Origin of the sequence: Neorhizobium petrolearium (genome assembly GCF_017873175.1) — a bacterium.
GTDB lineage: Bacteria > Pseudomonadota > Alphaproteobacteria > Rhizobiales > Rhizobiaceae > Neorhizobium > Neorhizobium petrolearium.
Genome location: NZ_JAGGJW010000020.1, coordinates 1 through 16758, shown reverse-complemented (window position 1 = coordinate 16758; position 16758 = coordinate 1). Strand labels below are relative to the sequence as shown.

16 protein-coding genes are annotated in these 16758 nt (G+C 60.0%); 1 reads left to right on the top strand and 15 read right to left on the bottom strand.

Annotation, left to right across the window (positions count from 1 at the left end):
- Positions 1 to 18 precede the first annotated feature (18 nt).
- Genes aptA through J2046_RS29140 form a run of 9 tightly spaced genes read right to left on the bottom strand, consistent with a single transcriptional unit; the run spans position 19 to position 10358 of the window.
- Positions 19 to 1338: an omega-aminotransferase AptA gene (aptA, locus tag J2046_RS29180; protein WP_210057941.1), complete on the bottom strand. Its 1320-nt coding sequence runs from the start codon at positions 1336 to 1338 to the stop codon at positions 19 to 21.
- 22 nt (positions 1339 to 1360) lie between these two features.
- Positions 1361 to 1504: a hypothetical protein gene (locus tag J2046_RS29175; protein WP_210057797.1), complete on the bottom strand. Its 144-nt coding sequence runs from the start codon at positions 1502 to 1504 to the stop codon at positions 1361 to 1363.
- Positions 1501 to 2940, bottom strand: a complete 1440-nt coding sequence (locus J2046_RS29170) for a M20 family metallopeptidase (RefSeq protein ID WP_210057795.1) — start codon at positions 2938 to 2940, stop codon at positions 1501 to 1503. Before J2046_RS29170 ends, J2046_RS29175 begins: the two co-directional genes overlap by 4 nt.
- A gap of 18 nt (positions 2941 to 2958) precedes the next feature.
- Entirely contained in the window at positions 2959 to 4164 is a 1206-nt protein-coding gene (gene rocD, locus J2046_RS29165) for an ornithine--oxo-acid transaminase (RefSeq protein WP_411828564.1), read from the bottom strand.
- Between the two features lie 52 nt (positions 4165 to 4216).
- Positions 4217 to 5824 carry an ABC transporter ATP-binding protein gene (locus J2046_RS29160; RefSeq protein WP_210057793.1) on the bottom strand — a complete coding sequence of 536 codons (1608 nt, stop codon included), beginning with the start codon at positions 5822 to 5824 and terminating at the stop codon, positions 4217 to 4219.
- Complete coding sequence (locus tag J2046_RS29155) at positions 5824 to 6639, bottom strand: ABC transporter permease (protein WP_210057791.1); 816 nt, start codon at positions 6637 to 6639, stop codon at positions 5824 to 5826. The genes J2046_RS29160 and J2046_RS29155 overlap by 1 nt, the downstream gene beginning before the upstream one ends.
- On the bottom strand, positions 6636 to 7589 hold the full coding sequence (locus J2046_RS29150; RefSeq protein WP_210057790.1) for an ABC transporter permease: 954 nt from the start codon (positions 7587 to 7589) through the stop codon (positions 6636 to 6638). Before J2046_RS29150 ends, J2046_RS29155 begins: the two co-directional genes overlap by 4 nt.
- Before the next feature lie 3 nt (positions 7590 to 7592).
- Entirely contained in the window at positions 7593 to 9161 is a 1569-nt protein-coding gene (locus J2046_RS29145; protein ID WP_210057788.1) for an ABC transporter substrate-binding protein, read from the bottom strand.
- A 36-nt stretch (positions 9162 to 9197) separates the two neighbouring features.
- Positions 9198 to 10358 (bottom strand): C45 family autoproteolytic acyltransferase/hydolase, encoded by a 1161-nt coding sequence (locus tag J2046_RS29140; protein WP_210057786.1) that lies wholly within the window; start codon positions 10356 to 10358, stop codon positions 9198 to 9200.
- 107 nt (positions 10359 to 10465) lie between these two features.
- On the opposite strand from J2046_RS29140, the gene J2046_RS29135 reads away from it, so the two are divergent.
- On the top strand, positions 10466 to 11338 hold the full coding sequence (locus tag J2046_RS29135) for a GntR family transcriptional regulator (protein ID WP_210057784.1): 873 nt from the start codon (positions 10466 to 10468) through the stop codon (positions 11336 to 11338).
- 13 nt (positions 11339 to 11351) lie between these two features.
- On the opposite strand, the gene J2046_RS34415 is transcribed toward J2046_RS29135, so the two are convergent.
- The 6 genes from J2046_RS34415 to J2046_RS29110 all read right to left on the bottom strand — a co-directional run bounded on the left by J2046_RS34415 (position 11352) and on the right by J2046_RS29110 (position 16204).
- Positions 11352 to 11618, bottom strand: coding sequence for a hypothetical protein (locus J2046_RS34415; RefSeq protein ID WP_407721338.1), 267 nt, complete (start codon positions 11616 to 11618; stop codon positions 11352 to 11354).
- Between the two features lie 4 nt (positions 11619 to 11622).
- Complete coding sequence (locus J2046_RS29125) at positions 11623 to 11979, bottom strand: group II truncated hemoglobin (RefSeq protein WP_210057937.1); 357 nt, start codon at positions 11977 to 11979, stop codon at positions 11623 to 11625.
- Positions 11933 to 12289, bottom strand: a complete 357-nt coding sequence (locus tag J2046_RS34410) for a hypothetical protein (RefSeq protein WP_407721336.1) — start codon at positions 12287 to 12289, stop codon at positions 11933 to 11935. The genes J2046_RS29125 and J2046_RS34410 overlap by 47 nt, the downstream gene beginning before the upstream one ends.
- Positions 12290 to 12535: 246 nt before the next feature.
- Positions 12536 to 13465 (bottom strand): HEPN domain-containing protein, encoded by a 930-nt coding sequence (locus J2046_RS29120; protein ID WP_210057782.1) that lies wholly within the window; start codon positions 13463 to 13465, stop codon positions 12536 to 12538.
- Between the two features lie 158 nt (positions 13466 to 13623).
- The gene (locus J2046_RS29115; protein WP_210057780.1) at positions 13624 to 15831 is read right to left on the bottom strand and encodes a relaxase/mobilization nuclease domain-containing protein; all 2208 of its coding nucleotides are present in this window, start codon (positions 15829 to 15831) and stop codon (positions 13624 to 13626) included.
- A gap of 1 nt (position 15832) precedes the next feature.
- Entirely contained in the window at positions 15833 to 16204 is a 372-nt protein-coding gene (locus tag J2046_RS29110; RefSeq protein WP_210057779.1) for a plasmid mobilization protein, read from the bottom strand.
- Positions 16205 to 16758 lie beyond the last annotated feature (554 nt).

The window sequence follows — 16758 nt, the reverse complement described above, 5'->3', positions numbered from 1 at the left end:
CCTCTCGCCGTTTCCGCGCTACAGCGTCTTCAACCCGGCGGCAATCGTCGAGAACACGGTGGCGATTTCCGCTTCTGAAATAACCAAAGGGGGAGACAGCACGATCGTGTTCGCAACGGGGCGTACCAGGACGCCGCGCTCAAAGCAGAAGTCATATACCTTCTTGGCCATCGCCTTGCCGCTTGCGACCTCCTCACCGAGCTCGATGCCTGCAAGCAGGCCAATATTGCGGATGTCGACCACTGCGGGCACGGCTTTAAGCGCATGCGCGTGCTCCTCCCAGACCGGTTCAATCAACGTTGCGTGCTCGAACAGGCCTTCATTGACGTAGACATCGAGCGCTGCAAGCGCCGCCGCCGAAGCCAGCGGATGACCGGAATAGGTATAACCGTGGGAAAATTCCACGGTCCCTTGCGGCGCGGTTTCCATGAGCTTTTGGCAGATCTCGTTTGAACTGATGACCCCGCCCATGGGAACCGCTCCGTTCGTCATGCCCTTGGCGATGGCGATAAGGTCGGGTGTGATGGCGAAACGATCAGCCGCGAATGGCCGCCCCAGCCGGCCGAAACCAGTGACGACCTCATCGAAAATCAGCAAAATACCGTAACGCGTGCAGATTTCCCTCAGCCGTTCGAGATAGCCGAGCGGCGGGACCAGAACCCCGGTCGAGCCGGCGACCGGTTCGACAATGACCGCCGCGACCGTCGACGGATCGTAGGTCTGCAACATCTGTTCGAGCGTGTCGGCGATCTCCGCGCCGTGGCTCGGCTGACCGCGGCTGAAGGCATTGCGGGCAAGGTCGTGTGTATGTGGCATGTGGGCGGCTCCCGGCAGGAGCATGCCGAACTGTTTCTTGTGCGCTCCCATGCCGGCCGCGGAAAGGCCCCCGAAACCGACGCCGTGATAGCCACGCTGACGGCCGATGATTCGCTGCCTTTGTCCCTCGCCGCGCGCATGGTGGTAGGCAAGTGCAAGCTTGAGCGCGGTATCGGTCGCCTCCGACCCGGAATTGGTGAAGAAGACGTGGTCGAGCCCCTCGGGCGCCACGGATGTCAGCCGACTGGCATATTCGAAAGCGAGCGGATGACCGAGACCGAAGGAGGACGCGAAACCAAGCTGTGCTGCCTGTTTTTGAATAGCCTCGACGATCTTCGGGTGTCCATGCCCGGCATTCACGCACCAAAGGCCGGCGATCGCATCCAGCACCCGGTGGCCGTTGTTCATCTGGTAATACATGCCAGACGCGCCGGTGACGATCTGAGGCTTCTTCTTGAAATCCCGGTTCGCCGTGAACGGCATCCAAAAGGCTTCGAGCGAATTGGCATTCAGCTGCTGCATGGGCATGGCTTTCATTCTCGGATCAGGTGACGTCGGTCTTCTGGCGAGCTTTTGCGATCGCGGCCCCGACAACGTGGGGCCAGCGATCCTTGACAAAATACCGCCCGAGGCGCGCATCGGCGTCGCGGGCGAGCTTGTCGCCGCTCGCAGGGATCTGTTTCGTCATTGCCCAGCATCCGGTGTGTCAGGCTCCGGCCGGATAGGCGGCATGACCTCATCGGGAATGGGATTAACGAAGGGATTGCCGTCGAGGCGGTCTTTATGGTCGGCCTTGGCCGCTTCGATGAGTGCGGGATTGCACACGAGCTCGATCGCCGTGGCAGCCATGATTTTTGCCGCATGCGCCATGCCCTTGTGGGCTGCGGGCAGCTTGCCCTGCGCAACGAGTTGCCAGGAATGGCCGGGGGTGCCGATCGCGTAGGTCGCGCCGCGCATCTGCACGGTTGGGACCACCCAGCTGACGCTGCCGACATCGGTCGACCCGACCATCGATCCGTCGCCCGCATAAAGCGGCACGATCAGATCGCAAAGCGGTTCGTCCTTGCCGGGTTTGAGGTCGAAGCGAGCATAGGACGAGGCGATATCGTCCGGCGTGAATGTCGCCTGGAACGTTCGCGCGGTTGCCTTGTCGGTTTCGTCGAAAACGACAGGTCCCAGGCGCTCCAGCTGAGCATGCATGCATTTTTCCAGAGGCTCGTTGCCAATCAGATTGGCGTCCCCCGATATGATCTCCTGCCGCATGGACGTTTCGGTCATCCATGCCGCCCCCTCGGCCACGCGCTTGACGCGCGCTACAAGCGAAAGAAGTTCTGGCAGCGTCCTTGCTCTGACGAGATACCGCACCGTCGCGTTGGCCTGCACAACGTTCGGCGCAGATCCGCCGGTATCGGTGATCGCGTAATGGATACGAGCGCTTGTGGGCATGTGCTCACGCAGAAAATTAACCCCGACATTCATCAGTTCGACCGCGTCGAGCGCGCTTCGCCCGAGATGCGGCGTCGCGGCGGCGTGCGAAGCCCGGCCGGAGAAGTGGAAGTTCATTTCGCTGCAGGCAAGCGAGATCGGATTGTTGACGCCGCTGAAGGCGGCCGGGTGCCAGGAAATGGCGATATCGACATCGTCGAATACACCGGCACGCACCATGAAGCCCTTTGACGACCCGCCTTCCTCCGCCGGGCAGCCGTAATAGCGGACACGTCCCTTCAGACCGTTGGCGGCGAGATAGTCCTTCACGGCGGCGGCCGCGAGCATCGAACCGGCGCCGAGAAGATTGTGGCCGCAGCCGTGCCCGTGCCCGCCGCTCACGAGTGGCCGCTTTTCGGCAACGCCGGCTTCTTGGCTGAGACCGGGCAGGGCGTCGTATTCGCCGAGAATGGCGATGACTGGACCGCCTTCGCCAGCCTCTCCCATGACGGCAGTCGGAATGCCCGCGACGTTGGGCTTTATCCTGAACCCTTCCGCCTCCAGAAGTCGCCGATGTTCGCGGGAGGAGCGGAACTCCTCGTAGTTGATCTCCGGCGTCTCCCAGACGCGGTCGCTGAGCTCGAAAAAGGCGGGGCTCTTTTCGTCGACAATCGTCCAGATGGATTGGGAATTCTGCATTGCGTCCTCGTTGCCTGATCAGTTCATGCCGCTTAGAACCGGCGTCAGCCGCTCCAGCGCCCAATCGATCTGCTCCCGCTCGATGACCAGCGGCGGCGCAAGACGGATGGTGTGGTCGTGAGTCTCCTTGGCAAGGATGCCCGACCGGCGGAGCGCTTCGCAGTAACGGCGGGCGCCGCCAGCTTGCGGATGCAGTTCGACGGCGAGCATCAGGCCGCGCCCGCGCACGTCCCGGATGATGTTGCTGCGGATGTCCTTCAGTCCCTGGAGAAAGTAGTCGCCCTGAACGGCGGCGTTCTCGATCATGCCTTCCCCGGTGAGCACCTTCAATGCCGCCCGAGCGACCGCACAGGCCAGCGGGTTGCCGCCGAAGGTCGAGCCGTGCTGGCCCGGTTTCAGGGTGCCCAGCACCTCATTGTTGGAAAGCACGGCGGAGACCGGGTAAAAGCCGCCCGACAAGGCCTTGCCGACGAGCGTCACATCCGCCTCGATTGCCTCGTGCTCTTCGGCAAGCAGCTTGCCGGTGCGCCCGAGGCCGGTCTGGATCTCGTCGAGGATCAGCATGACATTGTTGGCCGTGCAGATCTCGCGGACCTTCGTGAAGTAGCCGGCAGGCGGGATCAGCACACCGGCCTCGCCCTGGATCGGCTCGACCAGGAAGGCGATCGTATTGGCGTTGATCACCTGTTCGAACGCCTCGATATCGCCGAACGGCACGATCCTGAAACCGGGCAGGAACGGGCCGAAGCTCTCTCTCGCCGTCTCGTCCGTGCTGAAGCTGATGATGCCGAGCGTCCGGCCGTGGAAATTGTTGGCGCAGACGACGATCTCCGCGCGGTCCTCCGCGATGCCCTTGACCTCGTATCCCCACTTGCGCACCGATTTGATGGCGGTTTCTACCGCCTCCGCGCCGCTGTTCATCGGCAGTACCCGATGCGATTTCGTCAGCGCGGCAAGCTCCTCGTAAAACAGCGCAAGCTGATCGTTGCGAAAAGCGCGGGAGGTCAGCGTCAGCTTGCCGGCCTGCTCGATCATGGCGGCCAGTATCTTCGGATGGCAATGGCCCTGGTTGACGGCGGAATAGGCCGACAGGCAGTCGAGATAGCGGTTTCCGTCGGTATCCCAGACATGGACGCCGGCGCCGCGCGACAGGGCCACGTCGAGCGGCTTGTAGTTGTTGGCGCCCAACCGGGCTTCGATAGCGATCAAGTCTTCCGTTAACATGATGGATTTCTCCTGCCTCCGGGAGGCCATTTTTCACAGACTTCTCGTCTCGTCAGGCCGCGATTTTAAGGGTCGGCGTCGCCTCGATCAGGGCCTGCGTATAGGGATGTTGCGGGTGATCCAGGATCCGGTCGACACTGCCTTCCTCGACGACCAGGCCCTGCTGCATGACGACGATCCGATCGGCCACGCGGGAGACGGCGCCAAGATCGTGTGAAATGAACAGGCAGGCGAAGCCATGGTTCTCCTGCAGCCTGCGGAAGAGATCGAGGATCTGCTTCTGGATCGTCATGTCCAGCGCCGAGACCGGCTCGTCGGCAACGACGAAGGCCGGGTTGCGGATCACCGCCCGCGCAATTGCGACGCGTTGTCTCTGCCCGCCGGAAAGTGCATGCGGGAAACGCTCGCCAAGCCCGGCAAGTCCCACCTCGCTCAGCATGGCGCCAACCCTTTCCGCCTTCTCCGCCCGGCTGAGTTTCGGGCCATGCGCCAGCGGCTCGCCGATAATGTCGGAGATCTTCTGACGCGGGTCGAGGGAGGAGTAGGGGTCTTGGAAAACGAGCTGGCATTGCAGGCGATAATCACGGCGTGTCGCGCGATCGGCGGATGCCATCGGGCGTCCGCGGAAAAATACGTCCCCGTCGGAAAGCGGCAGCAGGCCGAGCATCGCCCGGCCGAGCGTCGTCTTGCCGGAACCCGAGCCGCCGACGACCGCCACGACTTCGCCGGGGCGAACGCTAAGCGAGACGCCGCGCACGGCAAGCTTCTTTTGCGCCGTGCTGAACATGTTGCCGGCACCCGAGAAGGTGACCTCGACATTGCGCGCCTCAATCAGCGGTGCCCCATCGGCCGGCGGCTTGCGCCCGTGGTCGCGCTTCGGAAGCGCGTCGATCAGCGTGCGCGTATATTGTTCCTTGGGGTGATGAAGCACCTCTGCCACCGGCCCCGTCTCGATCAGTCTGCCGCGTTCCAGAACGATGACCTTTTTGGCATATTGCGCGACGAGGCCGAGATTGTGGGTGATGAGCAGCACCGCCGTGCCAAAGGTGCGGGTGAGATCCACCATCACTTCCAGAACCTCGCGCTGCGTCAGCGTGTCGAGCGCCGTGGTCGGTTCATCGGCGATCAGCAGTTTCGGCCTGAGCAACATGACGGACGCGAGCATGATGCGTTGGCGCATGCCGCCGGAAAACTGGTGCGGGAAAGCCGAGAGGCAGGCGGCCGGGTCGGCGATTTTTACCCGTTCGAGCATTTCCGTCGCGCGGGCGAGAGCTTCTTCTAAGGTGAGATGTTCATGCAACCGCAGGCCCTCGACGAGCTGGGCACCGATCGTCATCGCGGGATTGAGTGAGACCATCGGCTCCTGGAAAACCATGCCGATCCTTGCGCCACGGACCTGACGTATCTCGGCATCCGACATGTTCAGGACATCGCGGCCGTCGAACAGGATTTCCCCGGCAACCGGCCTGATTGCCTTGGGAAGCAGCCGCATGGCGGCGCGGGCCGCAACCGTCTTGCCGCTGCCGCTTTCGCCGACCAGCGCCACGATGCTGCCAGCCTCGACATCGAAGGACATGTCGTGCAAAACCGGATGGCCGTTGGATGTTTCGACGCGAAGGTTGCGGACGCTCAGCAGAGGGCGGGACGTTTCGATAGTCATCACCGTTGCTCCATTCTCGGATCGAAGCGGTCGCGCAATGCGTCACCCAGAAGGTTGATGCCGAGCAAAGTCAGCGAGATGCAGATGCCGGGGGCAAGCCCGAGCCACGGGGCCTTTTCGATATAGGTGCGCGCCGCCGACAGCATGTTGCCCCAGGTCGGCGCCGGTGGCGGAACGCCGAGCCCTAGAAAGCTCAACCCGCTTTCCGCCAGCACCACCCACCCGAACATGGAGGTGGCGAGCACCACGATCGGCGCCGTGCAGTTCGGTAGGATATGCCTGAACATCGTGGTGAGTTCGCAATTGCCGATGACACGGGAGGCTTCGACATATTCGCGCTCACGGGCTGAAAGAACGCTGGCGCGGACGATACGCAGTACCGACGGGGAATAGGCGATGCCGAGAGCAAGGATGATGCCATATTTGTTCGGACCGGAAATCACCATCAGACCAAGCGCCAGCAGGGTGCCGGGAAAGGCGAGCAGCGCGTCGCTGAAGACCATCAGGATGCGGTCTGCCAGTCCGCGCGTATATCCGGCGATGAGGCCGGTGAGGGTGCCGACGGTGACCGCGAAAGCGACAGTCAAGATGGCGACCGTCATGCTCTGCACCGCGCCGGTCATCAGGCGGGAGACGACATCACGGCCGAATTCGTCGGTGCCGAGCCAGAATTGCGCCGACGGCGGTTTCAGCCTGGAGATGAGCTTGATCGCCGCCGGATCATAGGGCGTCCAGAACAGCGCAAGCAGCGCCATGCCGCCAATGAAGATCAGCAGGATGGAGCCTATGATCAGATTTGCGGGTTGTCTGATCATGACGCGGTGACCCGCGGATCGAACAACGGATAGCAAAGATCCACGATGAGATTGACGATCACGTAGATCAAGGCGGTGAACAGAAGACATCCCTGTACCACCGGATAGTCGCGAGCAAAGATCGCATCGACGAGAAGGCGCCCGAGGCCGGGCAGTGTGAAGACGGTTTCCAGCACCGCGATGCCGCCCAGCAGGCCGCCGAGCACCAGGCCGATCATCGTCCAGGTCGGGGCAAAGGCATTGGGCAGCACGTGGCGCAGCAGGATCTTGCGTTCCGAAAGGCCCTTGGCGCGGGCATGCATGATATATTCCAGCCGCAGGGCTTCGATGGCGCTTGCGCGCATCATGCGGGTCAGCACGCCGACCTCGATCAGCATCAGCGTTACCACCGGGAGGATCACATAAGTGATCGCGGTCCAGGGCTTTTCGGTGAACGGTACGTAGCCGACGACCGGCAGCCATCCAAGCTTCAGCCCGAAGACCAGCAGCAGGACGAGGCCGAGCCAGAAGCTTGGAACCGACATCAGCAATGTCGATAGGGCGACGATCGCGACATCCACATGCTCGTTTTGCCGCCAGGCTGCAATCAGGCCGGCCGGGACTGCGATCACGGTTGCGAGTGCCACGGCGACAAGCACGATTGTGGCGCTGACCTGGAAACGGTCGAGCATCAACGGCAGGACGGCCGCACCGTTGGAGATCGAGTGACCGAGATCGCCCCTGAGCATATTGCCGAGCCAATAGACGAACTGCAGCGGCACAGGCTGGTCGAGGCCGAGATTGGCGCGCAGGTTGGCCAGTTCTTCCGGGCTGGCGTTATCGCCGAGGATCAGCTGGGCGGGGTCACCGGGGATCATCCTCACCAGGAAGAACACCATGACGGCCACGAGCAGGAGTGTCGGAAGCGTCCATAACAGACGCTTCGCGACATATTTCGAAAGGGCGTGCATGGCTTACTTTCCGGCTGCGAAGGAGACGCCCCACATGCGCGGATAACCGACCGGCCAGGTCTTGTAGCCGTCCACATTGGCGCGCACCGCGCCGATGCGGGTGCCGGAATAAAGCGGGATCAACGGCACGTCGGCGCGGATCATGCCTTCCAGCTTGTCGAACAGGACCTGGCGTTTTTCGCTGTCGCTGACGGTCGTGCTTTCTGCGATCAGCTTCAGGCCTTCCGGATTGTCCCAGACCTTGTTGGGGCTCTTGTCCTTGTTGCCGCTGACCATGTCGAAGGAGAGCGAAGGATCAAGCCGGGCGGAATAGGTAAACGACATGGCCGAATAGTTGCCGGCCGTATAACGGTCGAGCAGCGTTGCCCAATCGAGCGTTTCGATCTCGATATTGATGCCGGCTTCCTGAGCCATTGCCTGCACGAGTACGGCAGCATCAAAGAGCGAGGGATAGAACTTTGTCGCCAGCCACTTGATCGGCTGGCCCTTGTATCCCGCTTCCGCGAGCAGCGTCTTGGCCGCTTCGAGATCGCGGGCCGGTACGTCCTTCTGCAGCTTGCCGGAATAGGGGCTTGGAACCGGAATGACCGAAAAGTTGGCCGGCGCCTGGCTATTGGTCAGCGCTTCGGCGATCTGCGGGATATCGAGCGTGAGCAGCAGCGCCTTGCGGATCCGGACATCTTTCAGGAGCGGGTCTCGCGTCTGGAAAAGAAGCCCGGTGAGGCCCATGCTGGCGACCTTGTCGACCTTCAACTCGTCGCTTGCCGAAAACTCTTCGACATCGGCATTGTTGACGTCGCTGATGACGTCGATATCGCCGGAATATAACGCCGCCTTGGCTGCGGCATCATCCGGAATGACCATGAAACGCACGGCGGGGACCCTCGGCGTCTTGTCGCCCACGTAACCGCTTCGCTCGCCGCCGGGGGAGACGTAATTCGGATTGGCGGCAAGCTCGACATATTGACCGCTGCGCCATTCGTTCAGCATGAACGGGCCGGTGCCGATCGGCTTTACCCATTTGCCCTGCGCATCGAGCGAGCTCTTGTGGTAGATGCCGGTGCCGCCGCAATCGGTGCGGGCAAGCGTGGTGAGGAAGAGGGCTGTCGGCTTTTCCAGCGTGAAGACGACGGTCGACGCGTCCGGGGCGGTGACGTTTGTAACGTTGGCGACGCCCGAACCCGTCACGTCCTTCAGGCAGCGCCAGGCGGTCTTCGGATCGACATAGCGTTGCCAGGAGGCCAGCACGTCGGCGGAGGTCAGCGGCTCGCCATTGCTGAATTTCAGGCCGTCGCGCAGCTTGAACGTATAGGTCTTGCCGTCGGCGGAAATATCGACCGATTTTGCCAGCAGAGGCGCAATCGAGGCGTCGTCCTTATAGCCGACAAGGCCCTCGACCATGTGCAGCACGACCGCATCGCTGTTGGCATCGCGATTGACACCCGGATCGGTCGAGCGGATGTCGGCATTGATGCGCACCCGCATCATCTTGTCCTGCGCGATCGCCGTGCCGGCGGTTGCAGCCAGCAGCGCCATGACTGCCGTGGTCTTCAAGAGGGTTTGAAATTTCATTGGAGGCTCCCGTATTCGTTCCCTTGTTGGTTTTGGTTAGGCCGCGGTCGTCTGTGCCTTGCGGGGCTCGTCGACGGGCCTGATCTGCATGTCGAGGCTGTAGTCCCAGAAATGTGCTCCGAGCGCCGGCAGGAGTGCCACTTCCATGCGGCCTTCAGCCGGCACCATGACGATCATCGCCACCGTTGCGGACTGGTTGTTGGACAGCGATTTGCGCGGTGGGCGGCACACCGACCACGGGCTTTCGAACCGGTCGGAAAGTGCCGCCTTCACCGTGTCGACCGTAACCTTGCCGATATGCGGCTCGATCAGCTGGCGGACGCGCAGATCGCGATAAAGCGAATCCGGCATGTTGACGACGCCCCTGTCGAGCAGCTTCGACAGCGCGACCTGGCTTTGGAAGTGATTTGCATGCACAAGCACGCCGTTTTGCGGATGAATGAGAAAGGTCTCGTCTGGCGCGCATTCGAAATCGATCGCGACGCCATGTGCGTGGCCGATCATCATGTTGTTGGAGGCCGATTTGCGGGTGCCGTAGACCGCCTGCATCGACATCGCCAGATGATCCTGTTCGAGCACCTTGCGGCGGATGATGGCGAGCGGTACGCCGAGTTCACGGTAATCCCGATCGGTCTCCAGATAGTTGCCGCTGATGGAAATGCCCGCGGCGTTGAAGCCGGTGCGCGCAAGGCCGCCGGCCTCGGTGAAGGTGATGATATCCGGACCGTCGTTGCGCTTGATCTTCAGGACGATTGCGGTATCGGCGCATTCCGCCTTCCAGTCCCAGTTCTGGGCGTGAATGAAGGTCTTGTCGCGGCTGGCCTGCGGCATGATGAAGACGCCCGTGCAGCCGTCCGACTGAATGAAGTCGGCCTCACCCTTTTGCCTTCTTCGTGCAAGCTTGAGGATTTCCGTCCGTGCGTTGAGAAGAAGGATCGCCGCAAGGTCGATATTGACGGCTCTGGCGATGCCGCGCATCTCTTCGATATACTGGCTGCCGTAATTGTCGACCGCGCCGGCGAAGCGGTCGATCATCGCGGCAAGATCGCCATCCTTCAGGCCTGAGGAATGCAGCTGGACCTTGTAATGTTCGACGCCTGTGAGAATCCGGTCCGCAGCCTGCTCTCCGTATTGTTGGCCGCGTTCGAACGGCGTACCGGAAACTTCGATGAGGGGGCAGGGAAGGGGTGAGGTCATGGCGGCTTTTCCAGATGCTGAACGATGGCGAGGGCGGACCCGATTGCCTTCATCAAAAAAGTATTTCATAAAACAAAAACCAAAAATGACGGGAAGGCAAGCGGAAAATGTCGGACGCGAGCACGCCTCTTCAACAGGACCTGATGCGCCGCATCATCGACGTCATCCATGACGACGATCTAAAGCCAGGTGCGCGGCTGCGTCAGAACCAGCTTGCCGCCCGGCTCAGCGTCTCCCGCACGCCGGTGCGCATCGCACTGGAAATGCTGGCGGAGGAAGGTTTCGTGCAGCACGAGCCCAACCGCGGCATGAGGCTTGCAACAATCCCGCCACGCGTCGAAAAACCGGAAACGCCGCCGGAAGATGAAGAACTGCTCGTCGCCATCGCAAGGCTGCGCCGCGAGGGGGGGCTTGCCGAACAATTTGCCGAACTGGAGTTGATGCGGCTGACGGGCTGCGAGCGAACGCCGGTGCGCCATGCGCTGATCAAACTTGAGGGACTTGGCGTCATCGAGCGCCGGCAGGGCTATGGCTGGCAGTTCCTTGATCCGGTCCGCGATGCCCGCGCGCGCGCGGAAAGCTATGATTTCCGCCTGCTCATCGAATGCGCAGCCATCATGTCGCCTGAATTTTCTCTTTCCGCGGATTGGATAAAATCCATGCAGTCGCGGCATGAAGCGATATTGAGCGCGCCCTGGACGGATTCGTCGAGCGTCACGCTGTTTGAGATGAACGCGGAGTTTCACCTGGTCATCAGTGCGGCTTCCGGAAATCGCTATATCAAGGAGGCAATGCACCGCCAGAACCAGCTTCGGCGGCTATCAAACTACAACTGGCAGCACGGATCCGATCGCGTCGCGGTGACGTGCCGTGAACACCTGGAAATCCTTGAGCGGCTGGAAAAAGGCGATCAAGACGTGGCTGCGGCCTTGATGCGCAAGCATCTGATGGGCGCGCGGGGCACGGCAAAAGCGAGATGATGCATTTTGGTTTCTAAAATACCATATTGGTCAGCTGATCATCGCGACGCCAGACTTGCGCGCAGGGATGTGGTGACAAGCATCGCGTCTTTCGGGAGTATGCCAACCAAGTGCCCTCTACGGTTCCTCCGATGGCGTGCGCCAGGCACATGGTGGAGGCGGAACCCAGAAACAGCGTGTCGCCTGCGTGGCTTGCCGCTGCCGCCAGGGCGACGCCCATGGCCCCCATCATGCCGCTCACAAAAAGAATCAACGGCCGCAGATTGTCGAGTCTTTCCATCGGCCTATTCCCGGTTCTGCATGTGGAGGGCGAGGCGCTCGACCGGTGGCCAGATAATCTCGCGCAGCTTTTCGTTGTCGATCGTCTCGTCCAGCGCACGGCGGAAGCAGAGCATCCATTCGTCGCGCTCCTGAGGGCCGATTGCCGCGGCGAAATGGCGGGCGCGCAGCCTCGGATGGCCATGTTTTTCCACAGAGACCGGAGGGCCTCCGAGATAACCGGTGAGATAATCGTAAAGCTTCGCCTCGCTGCCTTTAAGGCTCGGCGGATGGATGGCACGGCAACGGGCTGCTTCCGGCAGCGTATCCATCAGTTCATAGAAGCGCTTCACCAGGGCGCGCACCGTCGTGTCGCCGCCGATCGGCTATTCGGAGGTTGGCGATGATTGTCCGTGCAAGGTTGGATCGTCCGGCACTGATGGTCTCGTGGGGACGTCCTATTGACGACGAGGTGGGGATTACCGAATTTTCGGCGACTTCCGTGGCCTGGCTCTCGAGCATGATGCAACTGAGGCCTTCGCACCCGTCAGAGGCAATTGCGATCAGGCCGCAATTTTTGGTCTTGGCCGTTTCAAGAATCTCCGTTGCTGGAGAAATATGCATCCCACGGACGAATTGGCTGAAATGCCTGTCCTGCTTGGCTGCTTGAACTCGCTTATCGAGGCCGACCACTTCGTTTTGGACGGCTTCATTATGACTGTCGAAGGCCCCGTCCTTTCAAGGACCTGGCAGGGATAGAGGAGCAAGCATAATAACTTCTGTCACCGGGACATTGGGTGCCCGGGCAAGAGGCAACCGTGATCGATACCCTTGGCAGCGAGTTCGGATCCGTCGGTTGATTCGACGACCTTAGGACGAGTTAGCCAGCCCGCGAGCGTGGCAGTTCGGCCTGTGGAGGCAGAGGAGATGGCATTCGGGCTACGGTATTTTCATCAGGCGCTCTTCGCAACTAACCCGGACGAGCCCTTGAAGCACTTGGATGCGCTCGATCAGCCATTCCAGCTCTTCTTCGGTGATCTCGTAATGCGGAGAATAGCGCGCGTCGACATAAGCGCGATCGAGCCGCTCGAAACAGCGGCGAGCAAACTTGGTATCTCGCGGCCACGCCTCGATCAGTCGCGGGTCGATCCGCTCGGCCGAAGAGCGCAGGAATTTCAGGCGATGCGACTTAGGCGAGTAGAGGGTCAGGACAAGCAGGGCGCAGTGATAAAGCTGTTCTGTCGCCTGATGAAGATTGAATGCAGCATGATTGACTTGCCCACTGCCCAAAGAATATTGACCGAGATGAAGGGAAAAACCCGCAGCAGGAAACCATTTTTCGAAGTAACCTTGGGCCTCTTTTCGCGCCACGTCCTCGCTGAGAAGTCTTGGCGTCACAAACGGATGCCCTTCCTTCTCGTAGAGCATGATGCCGTCGCGGATGATGTCGATAAAGAATGGCCGTCCGCGTGCCAGCTGGTCGTTCACGTCCTGCAGCGTGTGAACGATGATGTTGACCGGTGTCTCGATTTCCTTGGTGATCGTCAATTCGCGCAGGAAATGATCGGATACCTCGTGCCATAGATCATTGTCTTCCCCGACGCTCTTCATGTTGACGACAACGAGAATGTCGTAGTCGGACCTGTAACCGCTCTTGCGGTCTTCCACCCAGTCGCCGCGGGCGTGCGAACCAAAGAGGATGACCTTCAAGATTCGCCCGGCTTTCTTCTTTTCGGAAAGCTTCGACTGTTGAGCCGCCTCGAATTCCTCGAAAATGATTTTCAAGGCGCGCGAAAGCTCCCGCTGCTTGCGCTCCGGAAGATGGCCGAGGCCGTCATTGTTGTCCGTCACCAAAACACCTGTGTCCATGGTCTGCGTCGCACCTTCATTCGCTGCAACTTACGCGCTCGGATCCGATTGGCAGTCAACATTCACCTCGGACTATCCGCCGTCAAGGACGCAAGCGCTGAAGGTTGGCGAAACATTGGAAGGCTGGCTTCGAAGGTCATCGGCTCCCATGAGCGAAGTCACCTCTCGTACTCGTCTCGGTCATTATCACGATCCCGTTCCCGGCTAGCCCGTAAATTCTGAAGCTCTGATATTGTTGAAACATCAAGTTGCCGATCACCGCTCTCGCGTTTCTGTTCCAATTGCCAAGCAGGTACGGCAGTAGCTCTGCCGGCTTCTGCCCCCTGCGTCGCAGAGCTTCGATCGGCATGGCTTTCAATGGTAGACCAGTCGTGAATTCTACCGCTCCCTGGGATTTCCGCTGATTTTAATATTCTTTCTTGCATAGTTTGTCTTATTTCCGATCTGAGCACCGCACGGTCATGCTCGTCATGTTTCGACCGGATCGCTGCTTCTCTCAGGCGCCCGAACGCTCTGAAGACCGACGTCGCGACCTCGGCGAGACTGCGACTTTCCGGCGCAGCGGCGGCGGTATCAGATCGTTCTCCGGTGTAGTGCTGATCGGCCGCTTCTCTCGCATGCTTCTTTTGTTCCGGCATGTGGCGTGGCGCTGGCGGACGGGGTCCTCGAATTGGTTCAGAGACGCTGCGATCGTTTCCCTCGGCCAGTTTCCGTTCAAGATCCCGCAGATCTTGCTTGGACCTCTCGGCAGCACTTGCCATCGCTTTCCTGTTTCCGCGCTGGGGTTCTCCGCTTGGGTTCGCCTCGGAGTGAAGCCTCTGCGCCGCTCCAGCAGTCCGATCAGACGTGAGCGGTAATTGTCTGACGGATTCCGACCGTCTATTTGATGATCGTCGATCGGCTACCTCAAACCGAAAAAGGGTCGATTTCGCGAATTGTTGGACTGTCTCGCTATAGCCCTGGCTGGCCAACGCCTGCCAGTTCCGTCGAGCCATTGCGCGATAGTCTCGGCTGCGCTCGCCGCCGGCGAGATGTGGAACCTCCAAGCGTTTATAATCGTAACGGCGTTGTGCGCTGAAACTCGTACCCTCATGCTTCGTGCGGCCGACATAGCTGACAGGTCGAACGTGATGGTTCGTATATGCAGGTGCTGTCACCGTTTCACGGCGGTCGGTCATCTCCATATTGATGCCGTTGGCACGGGCATTTTCCGCAAGGCTCAAGCGCCAGCGCCGAAGATCGGTAACCCAAGTCTTCAACCGATCACCGTAGTCTGACACTGTCGTAATGACGGCATGCGCGTGGATGTGGGGTCTTTTTCCCCCCTCACGCTGCGGCCTCGGATCTCGCATCGGATCATGCACTGCAAATATATACCGGTGTCCCTTGAATTCTTCGGCGAGGAAGGCCCGGACAGTGTCCTGAAACCGTGCGGCGTCCGTTCCACTGCTCGCCGATATGATAAGATGCAGCGTATCCCGCGGCCGGCTGCTTCCGAGGTTGTCCCGCCACCGTCGACGGACAAGCTCATTTGCCGCACTGACGTCAGCAACCGGTCTGCCGCGCTCGTCGTGAACCTGATCAGGATGCTTCTCAACGAGATCTCGAAGCCGTTTTGTCCCAAACCGAACGCCGTGACCATGACCGGTGAACTGGACGCTTACCGTTTCAGCCTCTCGCGACAGCGTTTCTTTCAGTCGCCCGGTTATCGCCCCGCTCGCCCGACGATCGGCTGTAAGACGGCCTTCTGTCGGAGACAGAAGCACGACCAATCCTTCTATGCGCACGGATTGTGGGGCCTGGGTCACCGTGAACGCAAATGATCTGTCTTTGAAGGCATATCTGGCAATCTGTAAGCCAGCATCCTCAGGTGGCCTGTGCGAAGCCTGCCAGGAAACTTCGATTTCGAACAGTCCGAGGTCCTGGCTCGCCTTTCGATTACTGAGGAGGGGCTCCCAATCTCTCACGGTAATATTCGGTGCGTGGCCGCCCGTTAGTGTTTCGCCACGCTCATTCTCGATTTTGACCTCGCCGCCGCGTGACACATAGTCAACGAGCTTTCTGGCCCCGATGCCGCCGCCAAAGCCGGCCACCTTGACGACCGCAGGCTGGGCTCCGGAGGCGAGGCTGACAAAACGTTGCCTCATGTCCCGTTCATCGCTGCAATCAAATCTTCCATGCGGTAAGCGCCCGGCATGGCTACCGGCATTCATTCCGGCTTGTTCCGGTGCCTGAGGAGCAAGACTTGCTCGTGCGCGCCGGCGCCAATCGTCCTCAAGCAATTCCTTTCTTTTCGAAATCTCCGGCAGGAGGGTCTCGCGCTGACCAAGCCACTCCTCTGCTAAGCGGTGATAGATCGGTTGCATTTCAACTCTTCCCTGGATGTGTCGTCAGTCTTTTCGTATGAGCGGACAACTCCACGCACAAAGCCGCGATCACACGCTGCATGCCGAGTACTTCTTGCTTGCAAGACGCTTCGGCAAACCGTTCATCGCGGTTGAGGGCGATCAACAGGCGAGTGAGGTTCAGCCCCTCCCGCTTGAGCTCATCGCGTAAAAAGAGAAGAAGCAGACGATCTTCCTCGGAATAGAACGGATGAACCCCGGCACGGTCGAGCGCCACGGAGCGAACAAAATCAGTCACGGTCGTTTGCGCCTGCGCCGCGGTTCGCGCTATCGCTGTAAGCTCATTTGCCGTAACACGGACGGAGATGCATTTTACTCTTTGCTGCTGGCCCATATGAGTAAACCTCAACCGTTGGTGCATCTCGATCGCTGCTCTTTGATGGCATTTTCAGCCTCGACCTCGATGTTTGGCAAATGCGACGGCGAGCATATCGCAGTTTCTTGCGCTGATCTAGGGAAGGTTACGTAATTTGTTATATTCTTGAGTTTTGGAGATACTGCAACCTTTCCGTTCCTCGGCTTTTCTTTTGATAAAAACTGTTATTTATCAGTGTTATATAGTAAAAAATTAATCAATTTTATTAATTTCCGTGGGATAAGTTTATAACCTTTTTCGTTAAATTACGAGATGGGACGATGAATGGATGTCCGAGGTAAAGCAAGAAATGCCGTGGCTGTATGAGTGACGAGGGATCGATGCATGCGCAGCCCGGGACAGGACTTCTCGACAAGCCAATGGTCCACCCGCGGATACATGAGAAGGAGTCGTCTTATGTCCAGAAATACTTCGTCATGAACCGCACCGGGTTTACCGGAGACCTGTTAGGTTAAGTTATGCGGCCATGGCTGGCAGGTCCAGCATGGTGTAGTACCGATCTTCAGCCTCGG